General features: G+C 67.0%; 18 protein-coding genes and 2 pseudogenes. 10 read left to right on the top strand and 10 right to left on the bottom strand.

What is annotated here, in order from left to right; translation table 11 throughout:
- Positions 1 to 40 precede the first annotated feature (40 nt).
- From AB0H84_RS02335 to AB0H84_RS02325, 3 genes and pseudogenes are all read left to right on the top strand, one after another.
- Positions 41 to 442 (top strand): annotated as a pseudogene (locus AB0H84_RS02335) (IS30 family transposase); the annotation flags it as partial.
- 7 nt (positions 443 to 449) lie between these two features.
- Positions 450 to 758: pseudogene (locus tag AB0H84_RS02330) on the top strand (integrase core domain-containing protein); the annotation flags it as partial.
- Between the two features lie 244 nt (positions 759 to 1002).
- Positions 1003 to 1911, top strand: a complete 909-nt coding sequence (locus AB0H84_RS02325) for an LLM class flavin-dependent oxidoreductase (RefSeq protein ID WP_357596893.1) — start codon at positions 1003 to 1005, stop codon at positions 1909 to 1911.
- Between the two features lie 444 nt (positions 1912 to 2355).
- Here the strand turns inward: AB0H84_RS02325 and AB0H84_RS02320 are convergent, their stop codons facing one another.
- Complete coding sequence (locus AB0H84_RS02320; protein ID WP_357596890.1) at positions 2356 to 2649, bottom strand: hypothetical protein; 294 nt, start codon at positions 2647 to 2649, stop codon at positions 2356 to 2358.
- A 65-nt stretch (positions 2650 to 2714) separates the two neighbouring features.
- Between AB0H84_RS02320 and AB0H84_RS02315 the strand changes: the two genes are divergently transcribed.
- The 5 genes from AB0H84_RS02315 (at position 2715) to ltrA (ending at position 7951) form a co-directional block, all read left to right on the top strand.
- Complete coding sequence (locus tag AB0H84_RS02315; protein WP_357596888.1) at positions 2715 to 2993, top strand: GntR family transcriptional regulator; 279 nt, start codon at positions 2715 to 2717, stop codon at positions 2991 to 2993.
- Positions 2994 to 3438: 445 nt separating this feature from the next.
- On the top strand, positions 3439 to 3627 hold the full coding sequence (locus AB0H84_RS02310) for a hypothetical protein (protein WP_357596885.1): 189 nt from the start codon (positions 3439 to 3441) through the stop codon (positions 3625 to 3627).
- A gap of 174 nt (positions 3628 to 3801) precedes the next feature.
- Complete coding sequence (locus AB0H84_RS02305; protein WP_357596883.1) at positions 3802 to 4152, top strand: hypothetical protein; 351 nt, start codon at positions 3802 to 3804, stop codon at positions 4150 to 4152.
- A 589-nt stretch (positions 4153 to 4741) separates the two neighbouring features.
- Positions 4742 to 5989, top strand: a complete 1248-nt coding sequence (locus AB0H84_RS02300; protein WP_357597885.1) for an IS256 family transposase — start codon at positions 4742 to 4744, stop codon at positions 5987 to 5989.
- A gap of 639 nt (positions 5990 to 6628) precedes the next feature.
- A complete protein-coding gene (gene ltrA, locus AB0H84_RS02295) occupies positions 6629 to 7951 on the top strand; it encodes a group II intron reverse transcriptase/maturase (protein WP_357596880.1) in 1323 nt (440 codons plus the stop codon).
- A gap of 141 nt (positions 7952 to 8092) precedes the next feature.
- On the opposite strand, the gene AB0H84_RS02290 is transcribed toward ltrA, so the two are convergent.
- Positions 8093 to 8734, bottom strand: a complete 642-nt coding sequence (locus AB0H84_RS02290; protein ID WP_357596877.1) for a hypothetical protein — start codon at positions 8732 to 8734, stop codon at positions 8093 to 8095.
- A gap of 349 nt (positions 8735 to 9083) precedes the next feature.
- Positions 9084 to 9695 (bottom strand): NAD(P)H-binding protein, encoded by a 612-nt coding sequence (locus AB0H84_RS02285; protein WP_357596874.1) that lies wholly within the window; start codon positions 9693 to 9695, stop codon positions 9084 to 9086.
- Between the two features lie 135 nt (positions 9696 to 9830).
- Here AB0H84_RS02285 and AB0H84_RS02280 point away from each other — a divergent pair, with 135 nt between their 5' ends.
- Positions 9831 to 10496 carry a TetR/AcrR family transcriptional regulator gene (locus AB0H84_RS02280; RefSeq protein ID WP_357596871.1) on the top strand — a complete coding sequence of 222 codons (666 nt, stop codon included), beginning with the start codon at positions 9831 to 9833 and terminating at the stop codon, positions 10494 to 10496.
- 126 nt (positions 10497 to 10622) lie between these two features.
- Here AB0H84_RS02280 and AB0H84_RS02275 read toward each other — a convergent pair whose 3' ends face one another.
- Together AB0H84_RS02275 and AB0H84_RS02270 are read right to left on the bottom strand one after the other, a co-directional pair.
- The gene (locus tag AB0H84_RS02275) at positions 10623 to 11237 is read right to left on the bottom strand and encodes a TetR/AcrR family transcriptional regulator (protein WP_357596868.1); all 615 of its coding nucleotides are present in this window, start codon (positions 11235 to 11237) and stop codon (positions 10623 to 10625) included.
- The gene (locus AB0H84_RS02270; protein WP_357596865.1) at positions 11237 to 12085 is read right to left on the bottom strand and encodes an oxidoreductase; all 849 of its coding nucleotides are present in this window, start codon (positions 12083 to 12085) and stop codon (positions 11237 to 11239) included. The genes AB0H84_RS02275 and AB0H84_RS02270 overlap by 1 nt, the downstream gene beginning before the upstream one ends.
- A gap of 129 nt (positions 12086 to 12214) precedes the next feature.
- On the opposite strand from AB0H84_RS02270, the gene AB0H84_RS02265 reads away from it, so the two are divergent.
- Positions 12215 to 12790, top strand: a complete 576-nt coding sequence (locus AB0H84_RS02265) for a hypothetical protein (RefSeq protein ID WP_357596863.1) — start codon at positions 12215 to 12217, stop codon at positions 12788 to 12790.
- Positions 12791 to 12973: 183 nt separating this feature from the next.
- Here the strand turns inward: AB0H84_RS02265 and AB0H84_RS02260 are convergent, their stop codons facing one another.
- The 5 genes from AB0H84_RS02260 to AB0H84_RS02240 all read right to left on the bottom strand — a co-directional run bounded on the left by AB0H84_RS02260 (position 12974) and on the right by AB0H84_RS02240 (position 19300).
- Positions 12974 to 13096, bottom strand: a complete 123-nt coding sequence (locus AB0H84_RS02260) for a hypothetical protein (RefSeq protein ID WP_357596860.1) — start codon at positions 13094 to 13096, stop codon at positions 12974 to 12976.
- 463 nt (positions 13097 to 13559) lie between these two features.
- The gene (locus AB0H84_RS02255; protein WP_357596857.1) at positions 13560 to 14498 is read right to left on the bottom strand and encodes an alpha/beta hydrolase; all 939 of its coding nucleotides are present in this window, start codon (positions 14496 to 14498) and stop codon (positions 13560 to 13562) included.
- 112 nt (positions 14499 to 14610) lie between these two features.
- On the bottom strand, positions 14611 to 16083 hold the full coding sequence (fumC, locus tag AB0H84_RS02250) for a class II fumarate hydratase (RefSeq protein WP_357596854.1): 1473 nt from the start codon (positions 16081 to 16083) through the stop codon (positions 14611 to 14613).
- A complete protein-coding gene (locus tag AB0H84_RS02245; RefSeq protein WP_357596851.1) occupies positions 16080 to 17777 on the bottom strand; it encodes an NAD-dependent malic enzyme in 1698 nt (565 codons plus the stop codon). The genes fumC and AB0H84_RS02245 overlap by 4 nt, the downstream gene beginning before the upstream one ends.
- A gap of 308 nt (positions 17778 to 18085) precedes the next feature.
- Positions 18086 to 19300, bottom strand: coding sequence for a barstar family protein (locus AB0H84_RS02240; RefSeq protein ID WP_357596847.1), 1215 nt, complete (start codon positions 19298 to 19300; stop codon positions 18086 to 18088).
- Positions 19301 to 19829 lie beyond the last annotated feature (529 nt).

The following is a 19829-nucleotide window of genomic DNA, read 5'->3' as shown; positions in this document are numbered from 1 at the left end:
AAGTCGAGGGCCGGCGGGGTGGCGATGATCTGGACGGTCCAGCGGCCCGGCGCTGGCCGGCCGCGGCGCCGAAGCCGTGAGGGACGCGATCACCAAAGAGATCACCGGGTTGCCCGAGCAGCTACGCCGCTCGCTGACCTGGGACCGTGGAACAGAGCTGGCCCAGCATGATCAACTACGCATCGACACCGGCCTGAAAATCTATTTCGCCGATCCTCATAGCCCCTGGCAGCGTGGCACCAACGAAAACACCAACGGCCTGCTGCGCCAGTACTTTCCCAAGGGCACTGACCTGTCACGATGGAACGCCGAGGAGTTGGCGGCCGTCGCGCTCGCGCTCAACACCAGGCCCCGAAAGAGCCTCGGGTGGAAGACGCCGGCAGAAGCCTTCAGCGATCATCTAAACTTGCTGCTGAGCAGCAGTGTTGCGACGACTCCTTGAACCCAAGCAATACCTGTCAATTCGCTATACCGAGCGCCTGGCCCAGGCCGGCGCCCTCAGCTCGGTGGGAAGCCGCGGCGATTCCTATGACAACGCGCTGGCCGAGTCCTTCAACGGCATGTTCAAGGCCGAGCTGATCCGCCGCCACGGCCCGTGGACCGGGCTCGACGCCGTGGAACTGGCAACGCTGGAATACGTCGACTGGTACAACCACCGCCGGCTGCACACAGCCTGTGGCTACCGCCCGCCTGCAGAGTTCGAAGCCATCTACTACCGTCACAACTACAACGCCGTCACGACAGCAGAAACCCAGTAGGCAGCTGTCCATCAAACCCGGACGGGTTCAACTGATGTCATCACAGTGATCCTTTCGAGAAGTACTTGCTGCTGAAGACCGTAGAAGCTCAAGCAGAGTTGAGGTCAAGTGGAGGATTTTTGGCGTCTTTCAGCGCATCCGCCGCTGAGCCTGGTCGTGAGTGCGACAGCCGGCGCAGTTGACCTCAACTCTGCTTGAGCTTCTAGCGTGGTCTGCAATTCCGATCCGAACGCTTAGGAGGATCATGATGCGGATCAGCACCACCCTGCCCATGACACAGGCCGGCGTGCCTGACATCGCGATGGCGCGTCACCTTGAAGACCTTGGCTATGACGCGGTCAGCATGGCCGATTTCATCGTCGGAGATGGGACGCCGGCCTTTGACGCCACGCTTGTTCTGGCGGCCGCCGCAACCGTGACCGACAGGATCGGACTGGAGTTCGGAGTGCTCAGCCTCCCGCTGCGCCCTACCGCTTGGGTCGCTACGCAGATGCAGACCCTTCAGCACCTGTCAGGCAACCGAGTTGTCCTTGGCGTCGGGATCGGGGGCTTCCCGGGCTCGCCGTTCTGGCGTGCGGTTGGGGCGCCACTTCAGGGTCGAGGGCGCTGGACCGACGAAGCGTTGCAAGCGTTGCCGGGCCTTATCCGTGGTGAGGCAACCAAGCTGGGCGAGGGTGAGGTCACCCTCGGCCCCGCCGCTCCGGTCCCGCCCATCCTCATCGGGGGGAACTCCGAGGCGGCGATGCACCGTGCCGTCCTTCATGGTGACGGTTGGGTACCCTCCTTGATCAGCCCTGCGGCTCTGGCCAAGAAGGTGGTACGGCTACGTGAGGTCGCCCATGAGCTCGGACGCCCGGTCCCATCGATCTCCGTGGGAGGTCATGCGATCCTCGTCGACAGCCCGACTGCCATCGAGTCCTTCATCCGCGTGCTGGTGGACGTGCATCGCATGGCGCCGGAGGAAGCAGAGGCTGTCCCGGTCACTGGCGGCCCGGAGCAGGTGGCGGAACGCCTCCACGCCTACTCGGAGGCCGGAGCCGACATGGTTGGACTCAGCCTTGACGGCGGGGACTGGACTCGGCAGGTAGAAACACTCGCAGAAGCCAGAGCACAGCTGAGCCGTGCCCGGACGGAGGAAGCAGATGAAGGATGATCGTCTGTGGGCACGTGAGGACAGCGGCGACGGTTTGACGTCTGTTCGCTTTGTTGAGCGGCGGCTCCGCGAGGCCTCGGAGTGGTCGCGCGCGTCTCCCACTTCAGATGCCGAACGGCCCGTAGATCACCCCGTCACTCGTCCACCAGCTGTGGCGTCCACTTCCAGGGGGCGCGTCGGCATACCCGGCCAAACGCCTTCGGCAAGCCATTCCTCGTGACGCAACAGCGCTGTCCCAGCCACCAGATGCAGGCTCGTCACCGACTCATGCTTCATGACCTTCCGCCACTTCGCTTGTCTTTCAAGTGCGCCACGAGGTTATGGTCCTTTGGGGGATGATCATCCCCATGGGGCGACGACTCGCCCGATCCGCGTCTCCCGAATCCGCCTGATGATCAGTTTGTACACGGGCACTTACCGGGCGCCGCCGAGGAGCAAGAGCAACTACCGGTGACGTGACTCGGCGCGGCGCCAGGGACCGGCGAAGGTGTGCTCTGGAGTGTCGAGCTGCACGACCTTGTGGATCAGGTAGAGCCCGCCGTGCTCGATTAGTTCGTAGTAGACCGCCGTACACGCGCAGGTGTGTTCATGGACGCGGTACCGATCAGGCGCGAGCGAGGTCCAGTCGAGGACCTTGTGGTTGTGGCGGGCGCGAGCCGGATGTGGTGACACTCCCGGGCACTCCCATTCGGGCGGAGCGGCGAGGTCGCAGGTCTGGTCGAGCGGCTCGGAGTTCATGTATTGAATATCTGCAGACGTATCTAGGCGTTTTTGCACGTCAGAGGGCATCTATGTTGTGCAGCGTGGCCGAGGAGAGCGAGTACCCGAAGATCGACAGTGAAGGGCCTGAACTCGTCTATATGGTCGTGGCGAACCACATCGCGGCCAGGATCGAACGTGGCGAGCTCAAGCCTGGGCAGCGGATCCCCTCGGAGCTGGACCTTGCGGAGCAGTATGGCGTCGCGAGGATGACGGTTCGTCGCGAGCTGAAAGAGCTACGAGAGCGCGGCCTGATCCGCAGCGTTCACGGGAAGGGCACCTACGTACAACAGCCCAACCCTCCTGCTGACAGCACCGAGTGATGAGGCCGCGCTGTACAGCAACGCCGACTCCCCAACCGGGCGAGCAGTCAACGCGCATTTGCTCGGTGAGTCTGGCCCGTAGGTCCTGCGCAACTTGCCGAATAGCTCTCTTAAGGATCAAGGCGGCGGCGCGGCGCGCCGCCGTACCGCCGGCCCTCCGCCCGCCCGCCGTCCGGGCGTGCGGCCTGGGGGCCGGTCCCGGACGGCGGCGGGACACCGGGCCGGGCGCCGCACGCCTGACGCACCGTGCGGACCGAACGCTCCGACCCGAGTTGCCGCGCCGCCGCACAGATGCAGCCCTTACGATCGCCACAGCGTGGCCGGCCGCCGTAGGTGCTTGGGGGCGATCGACGATCCAGGGTTCGTTCCTCACCCTGGCTCACCGTGCAAGGTAGCTGATCGCCGCGTTTGACTACCTGAACGGGCGGACGCAGGGTGACGAACTATGGGCAGGAGGCGTTACGTCGCCAGAGGCATTCCCGGCGGCTATCGGATCTGGGACAACAAGACGCGTCGCTGGTGGGGCGACCTCTACGAGTTATGCCCTGACGACCTGCTCGACGAGCTGAACGGCGCGCGTGACTACGACAAAATCACGGCGCTCCTCAAGCGGTACAGAGCTATGAAGCGATAGGTGGCGCTTCCACTCCAGGTGGACGTTCTGTCACATGCCTCGCGCAGAACTGACGGTGACGGTGACGGTGACGGAAAGATCCAACCGTGGGCCGAGCAAACTGAACCTGGGCTATGTGAGAAGATCCAAGCGGGGAACGTACACCCAGTGCTCGTGGGAGCCGAGGAGTCCAGCGTGTTACTCGCGATGATCCTTATGTACGCAATACCTGTCGTTATCGTCGTGGCATCGCTCTTTGTGACGTCACGTAGCCCGCGACGCAAGATCCTCTACTTGTCCACTACTCTCGCCGCCTTCATCGTGGCGCTCGCGATCGCCTGGACAGCGGGTCGGGATGCGTGGGGTTACTGGCTCTTCTTTGTTCTTCTGGCCGCACTCGTCACAGGGATACGGCTGATAGTCGCTACCGTCCTGGCTTCCTCGGACGCCGCCGATGACCTGCCCCAGAGTTGCAGTTCGGGTTGCAATACGACGCCGTCCAAGGGCGTTCAGGATGGACCGCGCACGTCCTCTGACCTGCATTGAACTGTCTGGAAGCATGATCGGCCTAGCTTTAGTCCGCAGGTTCCAGTGGCGCTCATGGCTGGCTCTGCCTCGCGGGATATACGCGGGATGATCTTCCCTGGTAGGGGGAAGGCGAGAGCCGTACACCGAGGTCAGAGGCCTGATGCGGTCAGGAACGTCAGCCCGCTGTAAAACCGTCGGCTCAGCCTACGCAAGTTCGAACCTTGCACCTGCCACACCAGCGGGAAGAGGCCCGTCACCAGCGGAAACGCAGTGAGGGGCCTCTCGCGTTGATTGCCCGTGAGTTCCCATGATTCCCCCTGGTTTCCCGTGGCATCTGGCACGGATCTGGCACGCGATCACGGCCGTCTTGCCCTGTGCGGACGCACACTCTGTACCCGCCGGATCTTCCCGTCGCCTCCAGCCCTTGACCCGCTCGGCTTGTCCTGGGCGACGGCGATGGGAAGATCCGGCTCCCAGCCACTGACTACGATGGCGTCCCATCGAGTGGTGTAGTTCGTGACGATCAGTCACCGGGGTCTGGCAGAAGGTGAGCCATCGTGTGACGGTCAAGGGAAGCGCTCATTCTTCCCGGAAGGACACGTTCACGATGGCTCTGTCCCAGTCTGACTTAACCGAGCTGCTGGAGTCACTACGCGCGGCCGACAGCGTGGAGATGGTCCGCCGCGCCCTGCAACGCATGCTGCAGGAACTCATCGAGGCCGAAGCCACCACGGTGATCGGCGCCGCCCCCTACCAGCGCACCCCGGAACGCACCACCCAACGCAACGGCCACCGCGAGCGGCTGCTGTCCAGCACCGCCGGCGACCTGGAACTGCAGATCCCCAAACTGCGCTCCGGCTCGTTCTTCCCCAGCCTGCTCGAACGCCGCCGCCGCATCGACCGCGCCCTGTTCGCGGTCATCATGGAGGCCTACGTCCACGGCGTATATACCCGCGCGGTCGACGACCTGGTCAAAGCACTCGGCGCCGACACCGGCATCTCCAAGAGCGAGGTCTCGCGCATCTGCCAGGGCCTGGATGCGGAGATCACGGCGTTTCGGGAACGGCCGCTGGACCACATCGCCTTCCCGTATGTGTTCCTGGATGCCACCTACTGCAAGGTGCGCGTCAACCATCAGATCGTTTCCCAGGCCGTGGTGATCGCCACCGGCATCACCGCCGACGGGCACCGCGAAGTGCTCGGCCTGGCCGTCGGCGACAGCGAGGACGCGGCATTCTGGACCGAGTTCCTGCGCTCGCTACGCGCCCGCGGCCTGCATGGGGTGCGTCTGGTCATCTCCGATGCCCACACCGGCCTGGTCGCCGCCATCCGCACCGTGCTGCTCGGCGCCAGCTGGCAGCGCTGCCGCGTGCATTTCATGAGAAATGTGCTGGCCAAGACCCCAAAAGGGTCGGGCGAGATGGTCGCAGCCACCATCCGCACCATCTTCGCTCAGGCAGATGCCGAGGCCGTCCGCACCCAGCTGCACACCGTCGCCGACATGCTCGGCCGCCAGTTCCCTCAGGTCAAAGACATGCTGCTGAACGCCGCCGACGACATCACCGCGTTTGCCGCCTTCCCAGTCGCGCACTGGAAGAAGATCTGGTCGACCAACCCGCTGGAACGGCTCAACCGCGAGGTCAAACGCCGCGCCGACGTCGTCCAGGTCTTCCCCAACGCCGCCGCCCTGGAACGCCTGGCCGGCGCTGTCCTGGCCGAACTCCACGACGAATGGCAAGTCACCGACCGCCGCTACCTCTCGGAGACCTCCATGGCCGAACTCCGCACCAGCATCGCCCCTCGCGATCCCGCCGAGCTCACTACGCAATCAGAGCCACGACATTCGATCACGTAGTTACACCACTCCACGGGAGTACGCCCAGAGATCTGGAGGTGATCGCAGATGCGATCATGACCTGATCGGAAGCTCGTCGTCGCCTGCCGGTGCAAGTCCGGTCCGGGTAATCGTCAGGGAGCCCGGTAGCAGGCTGGCGGTCTGGCCTGGAAACGGGTCGGGTCGGAGTCCAGCGTCGAAGGCCCTGTCAGGGGAGGCGACTGTGCGGTCCGCAGCGTCAAGCGAAGTCTGCCGCGTCGTTAGTGTGCCCGTCGTGTGCGGGGCAAAGGGAGAGCCGAGCCCGGTCCTTCAGGGCGAAGGCCATGGACGGGGTGAAGATCCTGAACGTGCAGCCCTCAAGAACTCCCCGGCGTAGAGGACGTGGAACGCACAGACGGTGACGGCGGGAACTGGGGAGGCCCTCCCCGGCCTGGCGGAGCTGCGAGACTCCGCCGGAGAAACGACGTCTTATAACCGGTGAGGAGCCGGGAAGTGGAGGTCGGGCCGGGAGGGAGTCGGAGGCGGCCATAGTGCTGATCGAGCCGGGCGGACAACATAACCCCCGGTGAGGGAAGGGCCGCTGCTTCGTCCATGCGCGTGGTGTCGAGGAGGGGCCCGGTGAGTGCCCAGGTGGCTAGTCCCGCCGCGTCGGGATCTGTGATGGATCCGGTCCGAGCCTTGCAGCATGCGCTCTACCGGGCGGCCAAGGCCGATCCCGGACGACGGTTTCACGCGCTGCATGACAAAGTCCTCCGCAGGGACGTGATGCGGCGGGCGTGGACCAACGTGCGCCGCAACAACGGCGCGGCCGGCATCGACCGGATCACCCTGGAAATGGTCGAGGAGTACGGCGTCGTCCGGCTTCTCGATGAACTGATCGCGGACCTGAGACAGGGGCGTTGGCGGCCACTGCCGACGCGCCGGGTGTTCATCCCCAAGCCCGGCAGCGCCGAACGGCGCCCGCTGTCGATTCCCGCGGTGCGCGATCGCATCGTGCAGGCGGCCGTGAAGATCGTGCTCGAGCCGGTCTTCGAAGCCGACTTCCATCCGTGCTCGTTCGGGTTCCGGCCCAGACGCGCACCGCACGATGCGCTCCAGGTGCTGCTGGATCAGTCGTTCCAGGGGCGCCGCTGGGTGGTCGAGACGGATATCGCCAACTGCTTCGAGGCGATTCCGCAGGAGAAGTTGATGCAGGCGGTCGAGGAACGCATCTGTGATCAGTCCGTCCTGAAGCTGCTGCGCGCGATCTTGCGAGCGGGAGTGATGCAGGAAGGACAGATCCGGCGATCGGTGACCGGCACCCCGCAGGGCGGAGTCGTTTCTCCGCTGCTGGCCAACATTTACCTGCACCGACTCGATCGGGCATGGCGGCATGGGGTTGATGGGGTGCTGGTGCGTTTCGCCGATGACCTGGTCGTGATGTGCCGGACCCAGGGTGAGGCCGAACGCGCGCTGGCGCGGTTGACCGAACTGCTGTCCGACCTCGGACTGCAGCCGAAGGCGGCCAAGACCCGGATCGTGCACCTGGTGGAAGGCGGGGAAGGGTTCGACTTCCTCGGTTTCCACCATCGTCTGGTGCGCGCCCGCGGCCGCACCGGGGCCAGGCGTGTCGTCTTCCTCGCCCGTTGGCCCTCGCGCAAGGCGGCCCAGCACGCCCGCGATCGGATCCGGGAATTGTCGGACCGGTCCCGGCTGCTGGTGCCAGTCGAGACGATCGTGCAGCAGGTCAACGCCTTCCTGCGCGGCTGGGTCGGCTACTTCCGCTATGGAAACTCCGCCCGTGTCTTCGACAAGATCAGGACTTTCGCCCTCGCGAGGCTCGCGTTATTCCTCGGTAAGAAGCACAAACGGGGGCGCAAGTGGGGTTGGCTTCAGGTCGTCTACACCGACCCGACCCAGCTCGGCCTGATCAACCTCAATGGAGCCGTCGTCGCTCCCAGGCCTTTCCGGTCTTGGCGGGCAACGGCCGAACGCCGTCGGTGAAGGGCGTCGGAGAGCCGTGTGCGGGAGAACCGCATGCACGGTTCGAAGTGGCGGGAGCTGGAAACGGAGCCAAGAACCTGGTCAAGGTCACTGGGGTGGCACACCCGTCCGGGAAACCGGCGGAATCAAAGGCCCCAGGCCCTACCACCAGGAGAAACCACCGCACCAGCTCCCGACCCTACCGCCATCCCCGGCCAGCGTCATGACGTCCTCGCGCACGTGCCAGACGCCACGCCGGTCGGCGGGTTCGCCGGCGTCCCGGCCGGCGACATAGTCCACCCGGGTAGCCGCAGACAGCTTCTGACCAGCCAGGGTCTCGGCGCTGACGTAGTGCTTGGAAGCAGGCGCGATGAAGGCCACATCCGCACCCTCCATGGCGGACAGGTTCGCATACGAGATCAGCTTGGAATCACCGACCATCAGCATCTGCTGCGGGCCGGCCAGCTTCTGCAAGCCCCGCATCGCGCCGATGACCTGGCCCACCTCACCGGCCGCACCGTCATAGGAACGGTGAAAGACCGGGATCGCGCCGTCAGCGGCCACCGCGATCCCGGCCTGGACCTGCTTCAGATCCGGCCGCCGGTCCTTGGGATGACCAAAACGCGGCTGGGCGAAACCGGGCTCCGCCTCGTCGTAGTCGCCGTGCAGCGAGATCGAGGTCATGTCCCAGTGCAGGCGTGTCACCTCCAGACCGAAGGCCTCGATCGCGGCCGGCCCGACCGACCCGGCCGGCAGGTCCAGATGCGGGGGCGATGGCATCCAACGCCCGGCCGATCCGGTCATCGTTGAGCAACTCCGGCTCTACGCCGAACGCCTCGCCCACCGCCCAGGAGCGCGCCCAGTCCTGAACGTGCACCACGGGGCGGGCGAGGTCAGCCGGTTGGCCACCAGCACCTCGATCACCTGACCGTGCGTCAGCTCCGCGACATCACGCACCGGACAGGCGGCATCCACCGGCTCCGGATCCGTAACCGCGAGCAAAACCCCGCGATCACCGGCAACGCTCCGAGCATCTTCTCGACACTGGCCTGGCCCCACTTCGCACCCTGTTTCACCAGCCAGGTCATACCGTGACGACGATCATCACAGCAACCCGCAGATCTTCAAACGACTTCACCTGCGGAAAACGGGGCTAGCTGAGGGGTACGACGATTCCGCTGCCGTACTTGTTCGTCTCCGCCTCGTCCAGCAGCAGGGAGGCCAGCGTGGCTCGGGAGATCCGGGGCGGGAGCAGGGGGCGCCGCAGTTCCGCCAAAGGCACGATGCGGCCGGCGGAACTGAGGGGGCCGTCGGTGACGTCCGGGGCGTGGAAGACCGTGGCGCCGGCGGCGAGCGCGATCTGGTCGGCCTCGGCCTTCTCGGCCAGTTCCGAGCCGACGAACATCCGCATCACCCCCGCGTAGATCAGCCCGCCCGACCGGCTTGACACGCCCGAGCCCAGTGCGCCGAGCCACACCGTGCGGACGCCGGCCGCCGCGAGCACCCTGGCTCCGGCGACCAGTGCGCCCGGACCTTCGCCCTTGGCGATGCCGATGGCGGAGACGGTCACGTCGACGTCGGCCAGGTCGGGGAAGCTCCGCGGGTCGGTGACATCCGCCTTGCGGACCTCGACCTGCCGCGGCGCGGGCACGGCGAACGCGGCCGGCGTCCGGACCAGTCCCACGACGTCGTGCCCCCGCTCCAGCGCTTGACGCACGAGCGTGCCGCCGGTCCGCCCCGACGCTCCCAGTATGGCGATGCGCATGATGATCCATCCCTTGACTGAACAACTGTTGGCGACATAACTAAACAACTGTTGGTTATTACTGTCAAGGCGAGACCCGGCTGTACGGTGAACCCCTGCTGCTCAATCGTTCAGCCCGGTCAGAAGGGAGCCAAGGTGCCGCCGCAGGAGCAGTCCGCTCGCCGTCGCCGTAATCCGCGCGGGCAGGGACAGGTACTCAAGGCCCAACTCGTGGACGCCGCGGCAAAGCTGCTGTCCACCCTCGACCAGCCGGAGACGCTGACCCTGCGGCAGGTCGCACGCGAGGTCGGGGTGGCACCGGCCAGCATCTACAGCCACTTCCCCGACCTGAGCGCGCTGGTCCAGCACGTGCTGCGACTGCGCTACGCGGAGTTGGCGCGCCTGATGGACCAAGCCGCGCAGTCCGCCCCGAACCCGCTGGCCGACCTCGCCGCCCGGTGCGCCGCCTACGTACGCTGGGGAGTCGACCAGCCCGGCCACTACCGCACCCTTTTCGGCGGGCGCATGCCGGACGACCTGATCCTGGGGTCAGCGCACGGCGCCGGAGCCGAACCACTCAAGGCCGTCACGGCCTCCCTGGCAGCGGCCGCCGAGGAGGGGCGCAGGCCGCCCTCGACGGAGCAGCAATGGCAGGCGGGCCTCCTACTCTGGACCGGGCTGCACGGCCTGGTCAGCCTCTACAACGACCACGGAGACCTTCCCTGGCCGCCCCTGGACCACCTAATCGCCGATCTGCTCAGCCTGCACACAGCCCGCCCGGCGGCCGAGATCATGCCCCTCCTGCCTCCCGCAGGGGGATGACCCTGGTTTGTCGAGGCCGGCTGGCGGCCCACCTGCTGGGCGACGCGAAAAGGTGTCCACTTCACGGGGGCAAGGCTCGACCCGGACTTCATGGTTCCGCGCCTCACCGCGTCCATGGCAGATACCTCACGTGATCAGGCCGGCGCAGGTCAGCCAGATGTGTTCGCATGTCGCCGACGCCTCTTGGAGCTTCTCGCGGGATTCCTGTGAAGCGTGGTAGAAGGTCCGCTCGATCATCCAGCACAGGGCGCGTGCCATCGCCGAGGCCTGGTCCGGTGCAGCGCCGGCCTGGATGCCGGCGTGTTCCAGGACGGCGGTGATGGCCGCGATGAACAGGTCAGCCGTGTGCTTCCACAGTTCACCGATCTCCGGCACGGTCAACGACAGGGCAATCGCTGTGCGCATGACCGGGCCGTGTTCGTTCCACAGCTCGACCGTGCGCTGCATGGCTGCTGCGATGGCCTGGCGTGGCTCGTCGGTCTGCGCGGTGACCCGGGACCGTTCCCACAAGTGCTCGACGGTCCGGGCCACGAGTGCCGTGACCACTTCTTGCTTGGAGCCGAAGTAGAAGTACAGGGCCCCGCGTGTGATGCCGGCACCCTGGGCGATGTCGCCGACGGTCATGGCATCGTAGCCCTTGTGTGCCAGCAGGGCTTCGCAGGTGTCGAGGATGGCCCGCTCCCGGACATCCCCCTTGCGCTCGGTGGTACGACGGCTGCGCGCGGAATGGTGGCCGGGCATCAGAGCTGAGCGCCCTCGGCGAAGTCGGTCGTACGCGAGAGTGTCTCCCACGCGCGGATATCCTCGTCCACGGCCGTGCGCGCGGCGGTGACCAGCCGCAGCGCGTCCGAGCCCAGGACGAGGTGGGCCGGCGGCTGCTCGACCGTCGTGATGTGCACGACCGCTTCCCCCGCCTTGGCCGGATTGCCCAGCTGGTTCCCGCTGGCCTTCTGCCGCGCTTCGCGGATGGGGGTGAACAACTCGTCGTAGTCGTCGACGGTCCGCGCGGCACGTGTCATGGACCGTCCGGCCCAGTCGGTGCGGAAGGAGCCGGGCTCGATCGCCGTCACATGGATTCCGAACTGCGCGACTTCCTTGCCCAGCGCCTCCAGGATTCCCTCCAGGGCGAACTTGCTGCCGCAGTAGGCGGACATGCCGGGCACGGCCATGAGCCCGCCCATGGAGGTGACGGCCATCAGGTGTCCGCGGCGGCGGCGGCGCATGTGGGGCAGCGCCGCCTGGAGGGTGGCCACCGCCCCGAACACGTTCACCTCGAACTGCCGTCGCACCTCGGCCAGCGGGGTTTCCTCGAAGGTTCCCTCCAGGCCGTAGCCGGCGTTGGCGATGACGACGTCCAGAGGGCCGACGCTCCGCTCGACCTCCGCGACCGCGCCGGAGACGGCGTCACCGTCCGTCACGTCCAGGATACGGCCGTGAGCGTGCCCGGGCCTGAGCTCTTCGAAGGCCCGCAGGTCCTTCTCGGAGCGGACGGTGCCGATGACGGTGTGCCCGGCGGCCAGGGCGGCTTGGGCGAAAGCGCGCCCCAGGCCCGTGCTGACGCCGGTGATGAGCCAGTTCTGCTTCTCCATTGTTCCTCCAGAGAGGTCTCGCGAGGAGCCGGGTCGCCCTCTCCAGTAAAAGTCTACACCGTGTCGATTTTTATCGTTACTGCGTCGATTCTGGCAGCGCTCACGGAATGGAACCCCCAGGCCATCCGCGTGCCGCGCGCCCCGAAGGTGCCGCTGTGGCCGGGCCCCATCCCCTCACTCGGCGACCGGTCACGTGCCGGCGCTGACTCCCCGTGCCCATTTCTGAGAGGTGCCCATGACCCCGAGCCAGCCTCCCCAGGCGCCAGCCGCTGCCGCGAGCGGGCCATCGGCATCGCGCTGACCGGTGTCGGCCTGGCCCTGATGGCGCTGTTCGTCTCCGTCCTCAACGACGTCACCCGCGAGTTCGGCACCGCACTGGGCGTCGCGCTGCTGGGCGCGCTGCTGTCGGCCGGCTACCGCAGCTCCATCGACGGCAAGCTTCAGGGCATCCCGCGGGGTACCGCGGACACCGCGCGCGACGGCATCGCCAGCGCCCTGGAGGCCGCACCCAGCGCAGGCCCGCGCGCGCAGGACCTGGTCCACGCCGCCCAGCAGTCCTTCGTTGACGGATGGCAGCAGGCCATGTGGGTGGGCACCGCCGTCATGGGTGCCCTGTTCGTCTACATCGCCCTGCGCGGACCGAAGAAACCGGCCCCCGTGGCCGCGGACGAGGCAGAGGTCGCCGAGAGCGTCGCCGCCCGATGATCCCGTAGAGGATCGGACAGACGGGCGCGCAGACCGTGCATGCCGTGGAAGGGCGCCAAGCCGCGCGGCGCCTGCCACCACGGCGACCAGCTAGGGGCGGTCCAGGTGCCGAGGGGGCCGTGCAGGCAGGGCCGTCGGCGCCGAGCCGGAGGGCTGCGCCCTTGTGCTGGTGCGGTCCGGGGATCACCAGGGGCCGCCGTCGAGCTGGGCGGGGACGCGGCCGGTCCGCAGTTCCTGTAGGTCGGGGATGCCGTTGTCGAGGGTGCCGGGGCTGACGCCGAGGAGCTTGGCGCCTTGCTCGGTCACTCGTCTCTGGACACCTCAGCGCGGTACTTCCGAGCCGGAACCGCCGGGACCGCCGCCGTCGTCGAGCGAGTCTTCGACCAGTAGGAGGCACCGCGACCTACCTTGCGGCTGGGGTCACGTTCGGGAGAACACCGCCAAGCCAGTGTCATCTACGATCAACTGCCTGCACCTCGAGTTCGGCCCTGCGGGCTTTGACCAGCTCACGAAGGTCGGGTTCCGCATCCTGGGCCACCTGACGCACCTCCCGCCCGGATCGTACGGACAGGCATCCCGCGCACGCCGGGGAACCGGTGTCCGCGGTCACCGAAACGGCAGGCGATCTTGAGTTCCGACAACCGCCCGCAACCAGCACGAATGCACGATCAACGACTCACACCAGCCCAGTGACCAGCGACTTCAATATGGTGGATCTTCAATGAGACGCGGCCTGGGGCGGTGCGCAGTCGGGCAGGTTTGACTGGTGTCAGTCGCCGTCGAGGATGAAATCGGCTATAGCGGCAGCGACGGCTTCGGGCTGCTCATCGGGGATGAAGTGTCCAGCGTCGGGCACGACGACTCCGGTGACGTCGTCGGCCCATGGGCTGATGGAGGCCGCCATGTCCGGGATGGAGCCATGGCTGCTGGAGATTCCGAGGATGGGCACAGTCAGGTGCTGCCGCTTGAGCGCCTCGTGGTTCTTGCGCGCCGACTCGGCGGCGTCTCGGTAGTAGGCGAGGAAAGCGCGGAGGCCACCGTCGACGGCGACGGCCGCCGCGTAGTGGTCGAGCTCGGCGTCGTCGAACGTGTCGGGAGAGAGGGCCTTCATTTTCAGGAACCAGCCGACGTAGTCCCGTTCGCGGCCGGCAAGCAGCGTCTCGGGCAGGTCGGGCACAAGGTGGAACGCGAAATGCCAGGTCTTCCACGCCCGATCGGGGTCGGTGGGAATCGCTTCGGGGAGGGTGATGCCGGGAATTCCGGCGTCGAGCAAAGCGACCCCGCGCAGTTGGCTCTCGAATTTGAGCGCGAGGGAGAAAGCGACCCAGGCACCGATGTCGTGGGCGACCAGCCAGTAAGTCGACACTCCGAGAGCCTTCACGGCGGCGTGGACGTGCGCTGCGACCGTGTGCGTGTCGTAGCTGCGCTCTGGACGCTCGGAGTGGCCCTGACCCGGCAGGTCGATCGCGATGACGTGGAACTGGCCGGCGAGGCTGGGCATGACCTTTCGCCATGCCCACCAGGTTTGCGGGAATCCGGCGAGCAGGACAACGGCCGGGCCGGTCGGCTGTCCGCCTTCGACGGCATGAAGGCGGACGCCGTCCGCGTCGACCCAGCGGTGAGTGAATCCCGCCAGGTCGTGCAGGGGCAGGTCGCGGACAGGGTTGCTTTCGCAGACCTGCCCAGCGCTGGTCGCAGGGTCAGTCACCGAGATCCTCCATCGGTGTTAGGTGTGCTGTTCGGAGCTTCGCCCGAGGGTTAGGCCCACGAGCGCAGTGCAGATGACCAGAGCGGTCAGCGTGGTGCTCGACATCCGGGCCCTACGGCGATCGATGATGCGGGCGGGCCATGGCGGCCGGGTTGGCGATGCGGTCGAAGTCCTCGGCGCTGATAGAGCCGGAGTCCAGTGCGGCCTCACGCAGGGTGGTGCCCTCCTCGTCGGCCTTGTGCGCGATGGCCGAGGCCTTGTCGTAGCCGATGACTGGGGAGAGGGCGGTGACCAGCATGAGGGACCGGTCGACATAGGAGTCGATTTGGTCGCGGTGGAGCTGGGCGCCCTCGATGCAGTACTGGCGCAGGTTGGCGCAGGCGTCGGTGAGGATGGTGGCCGCGTGCAGGAAGTTGTTGATGATGACCGGGCGCATGGCGTTGAGCTCGAAGTTGCCCTGCGAGGCGGCGAAGGCGACGGCAGCGTCCTCGGAGAGAACCTGGAGGCAGACCATGACCATCGCCTCGCACTGGGTCGGATTGACCTTGCCCGGCATGATCGAGGATCCCGGCTCGTTGGCCGGGAGGATCAGTTCGCCCAGGCCGCAGCGGGGCCCTGAGGCCAGCCACCGGATGTCATTGGCGATCTTCATCAGCGGCACGGCAAGGGCACGCAGGCCGGAGGAGGCACTGGCCATGGCATCCAGGCCGCCCTGGGCGGCGAACTTATTCTCCGCGGTGCGGAAGGGATAGCCGGTCGCGGCGGCGATCTCGCTGGCGATCTGCTCCCCGAAACCGGGTGGGGCGTTCAGTCCGGTGCCGACTGCGGTGCCGCCCGCGGCGAGCTCGTACAGGCCCTCGGCGGAGGCGGTGACTCGGTCGACCGCTTGCGTCAGTTGGTGGGCGTAGCCGGACCACTCCTGCCCGACGGTGAGCGGGACCGCGTCCTCCAGATGGGTGCGGCCGATTTTCACCACGTCGCGCCACTGCTCCGCCTTGACCTCGATCGCCCGCTGAAGCGCCTGCACGCTGGGCAGCAGGTGCTCGTGGACCGCCTTGACCGCGGCGACGTGCATGGCGGTGGGGAAGGTGTCGTTGGAGGACTGCCCCATGTTGACGTGGTCGTTGGGGTGGATCGGGGACTTGCTGCCCAGCTCGCCGCCGACCAGCTGGATCGCTCGGTTGCTGATCACCTCGTTGGTGTTCATGTTGGACTGCGTCCCGGACCCGGTCTGCCACACATACAGCGGGAAGTGGTCGTCGAGCTTGCCCGCGATGACCTCGTCAGCGACCTTTTCGATCAGGTCGGCCTTCCAAGCAGGCAGCCGCCCGGCCCGCCCGTTGAGGATCGCGGCCGCCTTCTTCACGTAGCCGTAGGCGTGGTAGACCGCTTTGGGCATCCGGTCGTCCCCGATGGAGAAGTGGATCAGGGACCGCTGTGTCTGGGCACCCCAGTACCGGTCCGCCGGTACGTCGATCGCGCCCATCGAGTCCGTCTCCCGCCGGGTTCCGGTCGCGTCCAGACCAATGGGCACGTCGAGAACCTCCGGGGTGTCCTCGTCCTTACCCGACTGCCGCGCGGTCATGCCGTCGCTCCGTTGCCGTAGACGGGCTCCCACATGGCCTGGCGGACGGCTTGGCCGGGATCGGCCGGCTCGCTGGTGGCGACGCCCTCGCTGACCGCCGTTTCGACCACCGCCGCTGCGGTGATCGCGGAGGAGTTGCGCAGGTTCTCCACCGGCGGCAGCAGGGAGGCGCCCGGTGCGCTGACGTCGACCTGGTCGGCCACCGCCCGGGCAGCTGCGAGCAGCATCCCATCGGTCACCCTCGATGCGCCGGAAACGATCGTTCCCAGGCCCAGCCCGGGATACAGCAGCGCGTTGTTGGCCTGCGCGATCTCGTAGGTCACCCCGTCGTGCTCGACGGGTGGGACGGGGATGCCGACGGCGACCAGGGCCTTGCCCTTCGACCAGGCGATGACGTCGGCCGGCATGGCCTCGATACGCGAGGTCGGGTTGGACAGCGGGAGGATGATCGGACGCTCGGTGCCTTCGGCCATGGCCTCGACGACCTCGCGGGTGAACGCCCCGTGCACGGTGGAGGTGCCCAGCAGGATCGTCGGCTTGACCTGCTTGACGGTTTCCAGCAGGGAGATCCCGCCGTCGTCCTTCCTCCAGTCGGCGACCTCCGAAGGATCGCGCGCGTAGGACTGCTGGAAGTCACGCAGGTCACTTGTGCCGCGGGTGAGCAGGCCCGGCTTGTCGATCAGCCAGACCTGGGCCGTGGCCTGCTGGCGGCTCCTACCGTCACGAACCATGGCATCGCGCAGTTGGTCGGCGATGCCCACCCCGGCGGTGCCCGCGCCGAAGACCACCACCTTCTGCTCTCGCATCGGCACATCGCTGACCTTGATGGCCGACAGGGCTGCGGCCAGGGTGATCGCACCGGTGCCCTGCATGTCGTCGTTGAAGATTCGGTAGCCGCCGTACGTCTCCAGGATCCGCCGGGCATTGCTGGGGCCGAAGTCCTCGAAGTGCAGCAGCGTATGTGGGAACATCGCCGAAGCCGTCCGCAGATACGTCTCGATGAACGCGTCGTAGTCGGCGCCCCGGACCCGGGGGTGCCGGTTGCCCAGGTACAGCGGATCCTTCAGCAGCGCCTCGCGGTCCGTTCCCACATCCAGTGACACGGGGATGACGCGGGCCGGGTCGATGCCGGCTGCCGCGGAGTAGACCGCCAGCTTGCCGACCGCGATCTGAATGCCGCCCACGCCCCAGTCGCCGATGCCCAGGATCTGCTCCGCGTCGCTGCACACGATCAGGTCCACGTCCTCGGGCCCGAGTTGGAGCGTGGCGAAGGCCTTCTCGATGTCCTCGGGCCGGTCGATGGACAAGAAGACGCCGCGCGGGCGGCGGTACTCATGGGAGTACTTCTCGATCGCCTCGCCCACCGTGGGGTCGTACACGACCGGCAACAACTCCACCAGGTGATCGGTGAGCACCTTGTAGTACAGGGTCTCGTTGCGGTCGTGCAGCTGCTCCAGATACACGTTCTTGCCTAGGTCACCGTCCTGAGCTTGCAGCTGCCGGTACGCGCGCTGCGCCTGCTGCTCCAGCGTCAGCACCGCGGACGGCAGGCGCCCGGTCAGACCCAGCTCGTCCCGGTCCGCTTGCGTGAACCCCACGCCCCGGTTGCGGAGTGGATCAGTCAGGACGCGTGGAGTAGCCGGAGTCCGCGCGGTGTGCTTGGCCATCATGGCTCTCCTCATGTGGAGCGTCATCTAGTTACCACCGTACGCAGGCACCTATCCCGGCCCTACGCTCGGGTCGCCGCAACCCGGGGAAGGTAACCCGAGGGCCGACTCGCCCAACCGCACGAGCAGTCAACTCACATCTGCTCGGAGAGTCTGGCCCATAGGTCCCGTGCAACTTGCCAAATAGCTCTCTTGAGGATCAAGGCGACGGCGCTCCGCGCCGCCGCCCGGCCCGCCACCCGCTCCGCCCGGCCGGATGGTGATCTATTGCGCACGACGGGGCTGCGAGGTGAGGCCATGTCGGTTCGGAAGACGAGAGGCGGCCAGCGGTTGGATCAGCGGAACTCGACCTCGACACCACGCTCGGAGAAGATCTCCAGGAGGTCGTCCAGTTCGACATTCGGTCCCCAATACCGCAGGTCGTGGGTGGGCCGGTCGTAACCCGGGACGAGATGCCGGCGAGCCACGTCGGAGTGGTGCCAGACCAGCCGGAACGGACTGGCGGCACCCCATCCGCCGTAGAGGCAGTCGTGCAGGGCGTGGAGGTTCCAGCCGAAGTAGCCGCCGGGACCGTTGATCGCTTCTCCGATGGCGCAGTAGAAGGCGTCGATGTCGGTGACGAAACGGCCGTCGAGGTGATACGTCGTTCCCGCCGGTTTGTCGGGCAGGCCCCGAGGACGGTGACTGCCCGCCAGGCCGGCCCATTCGTGCCGCAGCAGCCGACCGTAGCGTGCCCACAGGTTGGGCTCGGCCGGGCCGCCGTCGTACCACATCTGGAAGATCTCGCGGGCGCCGCTCGGCAGCGGCTCCTCCACCCCGCCGTCCAAGGCGATGTCCAGCAGACCGTCGCCCAACCTCGACGGATGGGCGGAAACGATGGCGGCCGACAGCACCCCGGCACCCCCAACGGTGCATCCGTCGCGTTGGATAGCCATGAGGGACGCCGTGATCCTGCGTCCCTCAATAACCCCCGGCAGCGGCGCTTCGGGGCGGAAGCCGATCAGCGTCACCGGCGGGACGGGCGCGGCGGGGCGCACGCGGAAGACTCCGGCGACGTCCAGGCACTCGCCGAGCTTCTCGTTATCAAGCGCGGACAGGCGAAACCCCGTCCCGTCGGGCTTCTCCTCCGGCATCCCACACTCCGGAAGCAGCCGGACATATCCGCGTAAGTCGAGGTCCACCAGGCCGTCCCGCGCCGCCGACGGTCGTCGGCTGACCACGGTGACGTCGATAAGCTCCTCCTCGCACGTGCACCCGTGCTCGTACTCCCAGCACCGGGCGGGTCGCTGCTGTGGCCGATGGACGGGCGTCAGGGCGATGCTGCGCAGCCACGCCCGCTCGATCCCCAGATACCGCAGCGCCTCCAGCAGCGAACCCGCCGGATCGCAGCCGAGCAGGGTGAAGGTCTCGGGCGGAGGGACGGGCTCGGGGTCCACGAAGAGCCCGTCGATGTCGTGGCACACGCCCAGCGTGACGTCCGGCTCACCCACCTCACCGGTGTACTCGTCCAGCAGCAACCACCGCGCGCCCGATAAAGCAGAAGTCGTCATCACGACAGACCCTAACGTCTGGAGAACCGATGGACAGGCCTCAGCGGCACCGGCGCGGGAGGCACTGACAGCCGCGTTCGGGAGAATAACCGGATGCAGCGATTCGATGCCGCGGGGGCTGGACTTGCCCCCGGGCAAGCGGTGCGAGTCCAGGTGACCAGCCATGAGCCGTGGGGTGACATGGTGGTTATCTCCGGTCATGAGGACATCGGCGCATCCGTGGACGGAGCGATGATCGACAGCCCCTCAGGGAGCTCGCGTGCCCTCTCCTGCGAATACCCTCGTATAGGGTCCGAGGTCGACGCCGTCGTACAGGAAGTCAGCCGACACTTCCCCGCCCGCCTGGGTGCGGTTGACGATGCGCAGAGAGGACCTGGCGTGCTTCCGATGGCGGTGCGACTTTTGCGGAACGCACGCCATCTTGAGCCCGGGCGGCGATGGAGCGGTCATGGAGGTCCGAAGCGCCGACGGCCCCGGCAGCACCGCTATCGTCTCCCACCGCGAATGCCTGGTCACACGACTTCACCCT

The organism is Nonomuraea sp. NPDC050786, from assembly GCF_040654115.1.
Taxonomy (GTDB): Bacteria; Actinomycetota; Actinomycetes; order Streptosporangiales; family Streptosporangiaceae; genus Nonomuraea.
The sequence above is the reverse complement of the archived record's forward strand: the minus strand, read 5'-3'. Positions and strand labels throughout refer to the sequence as shown.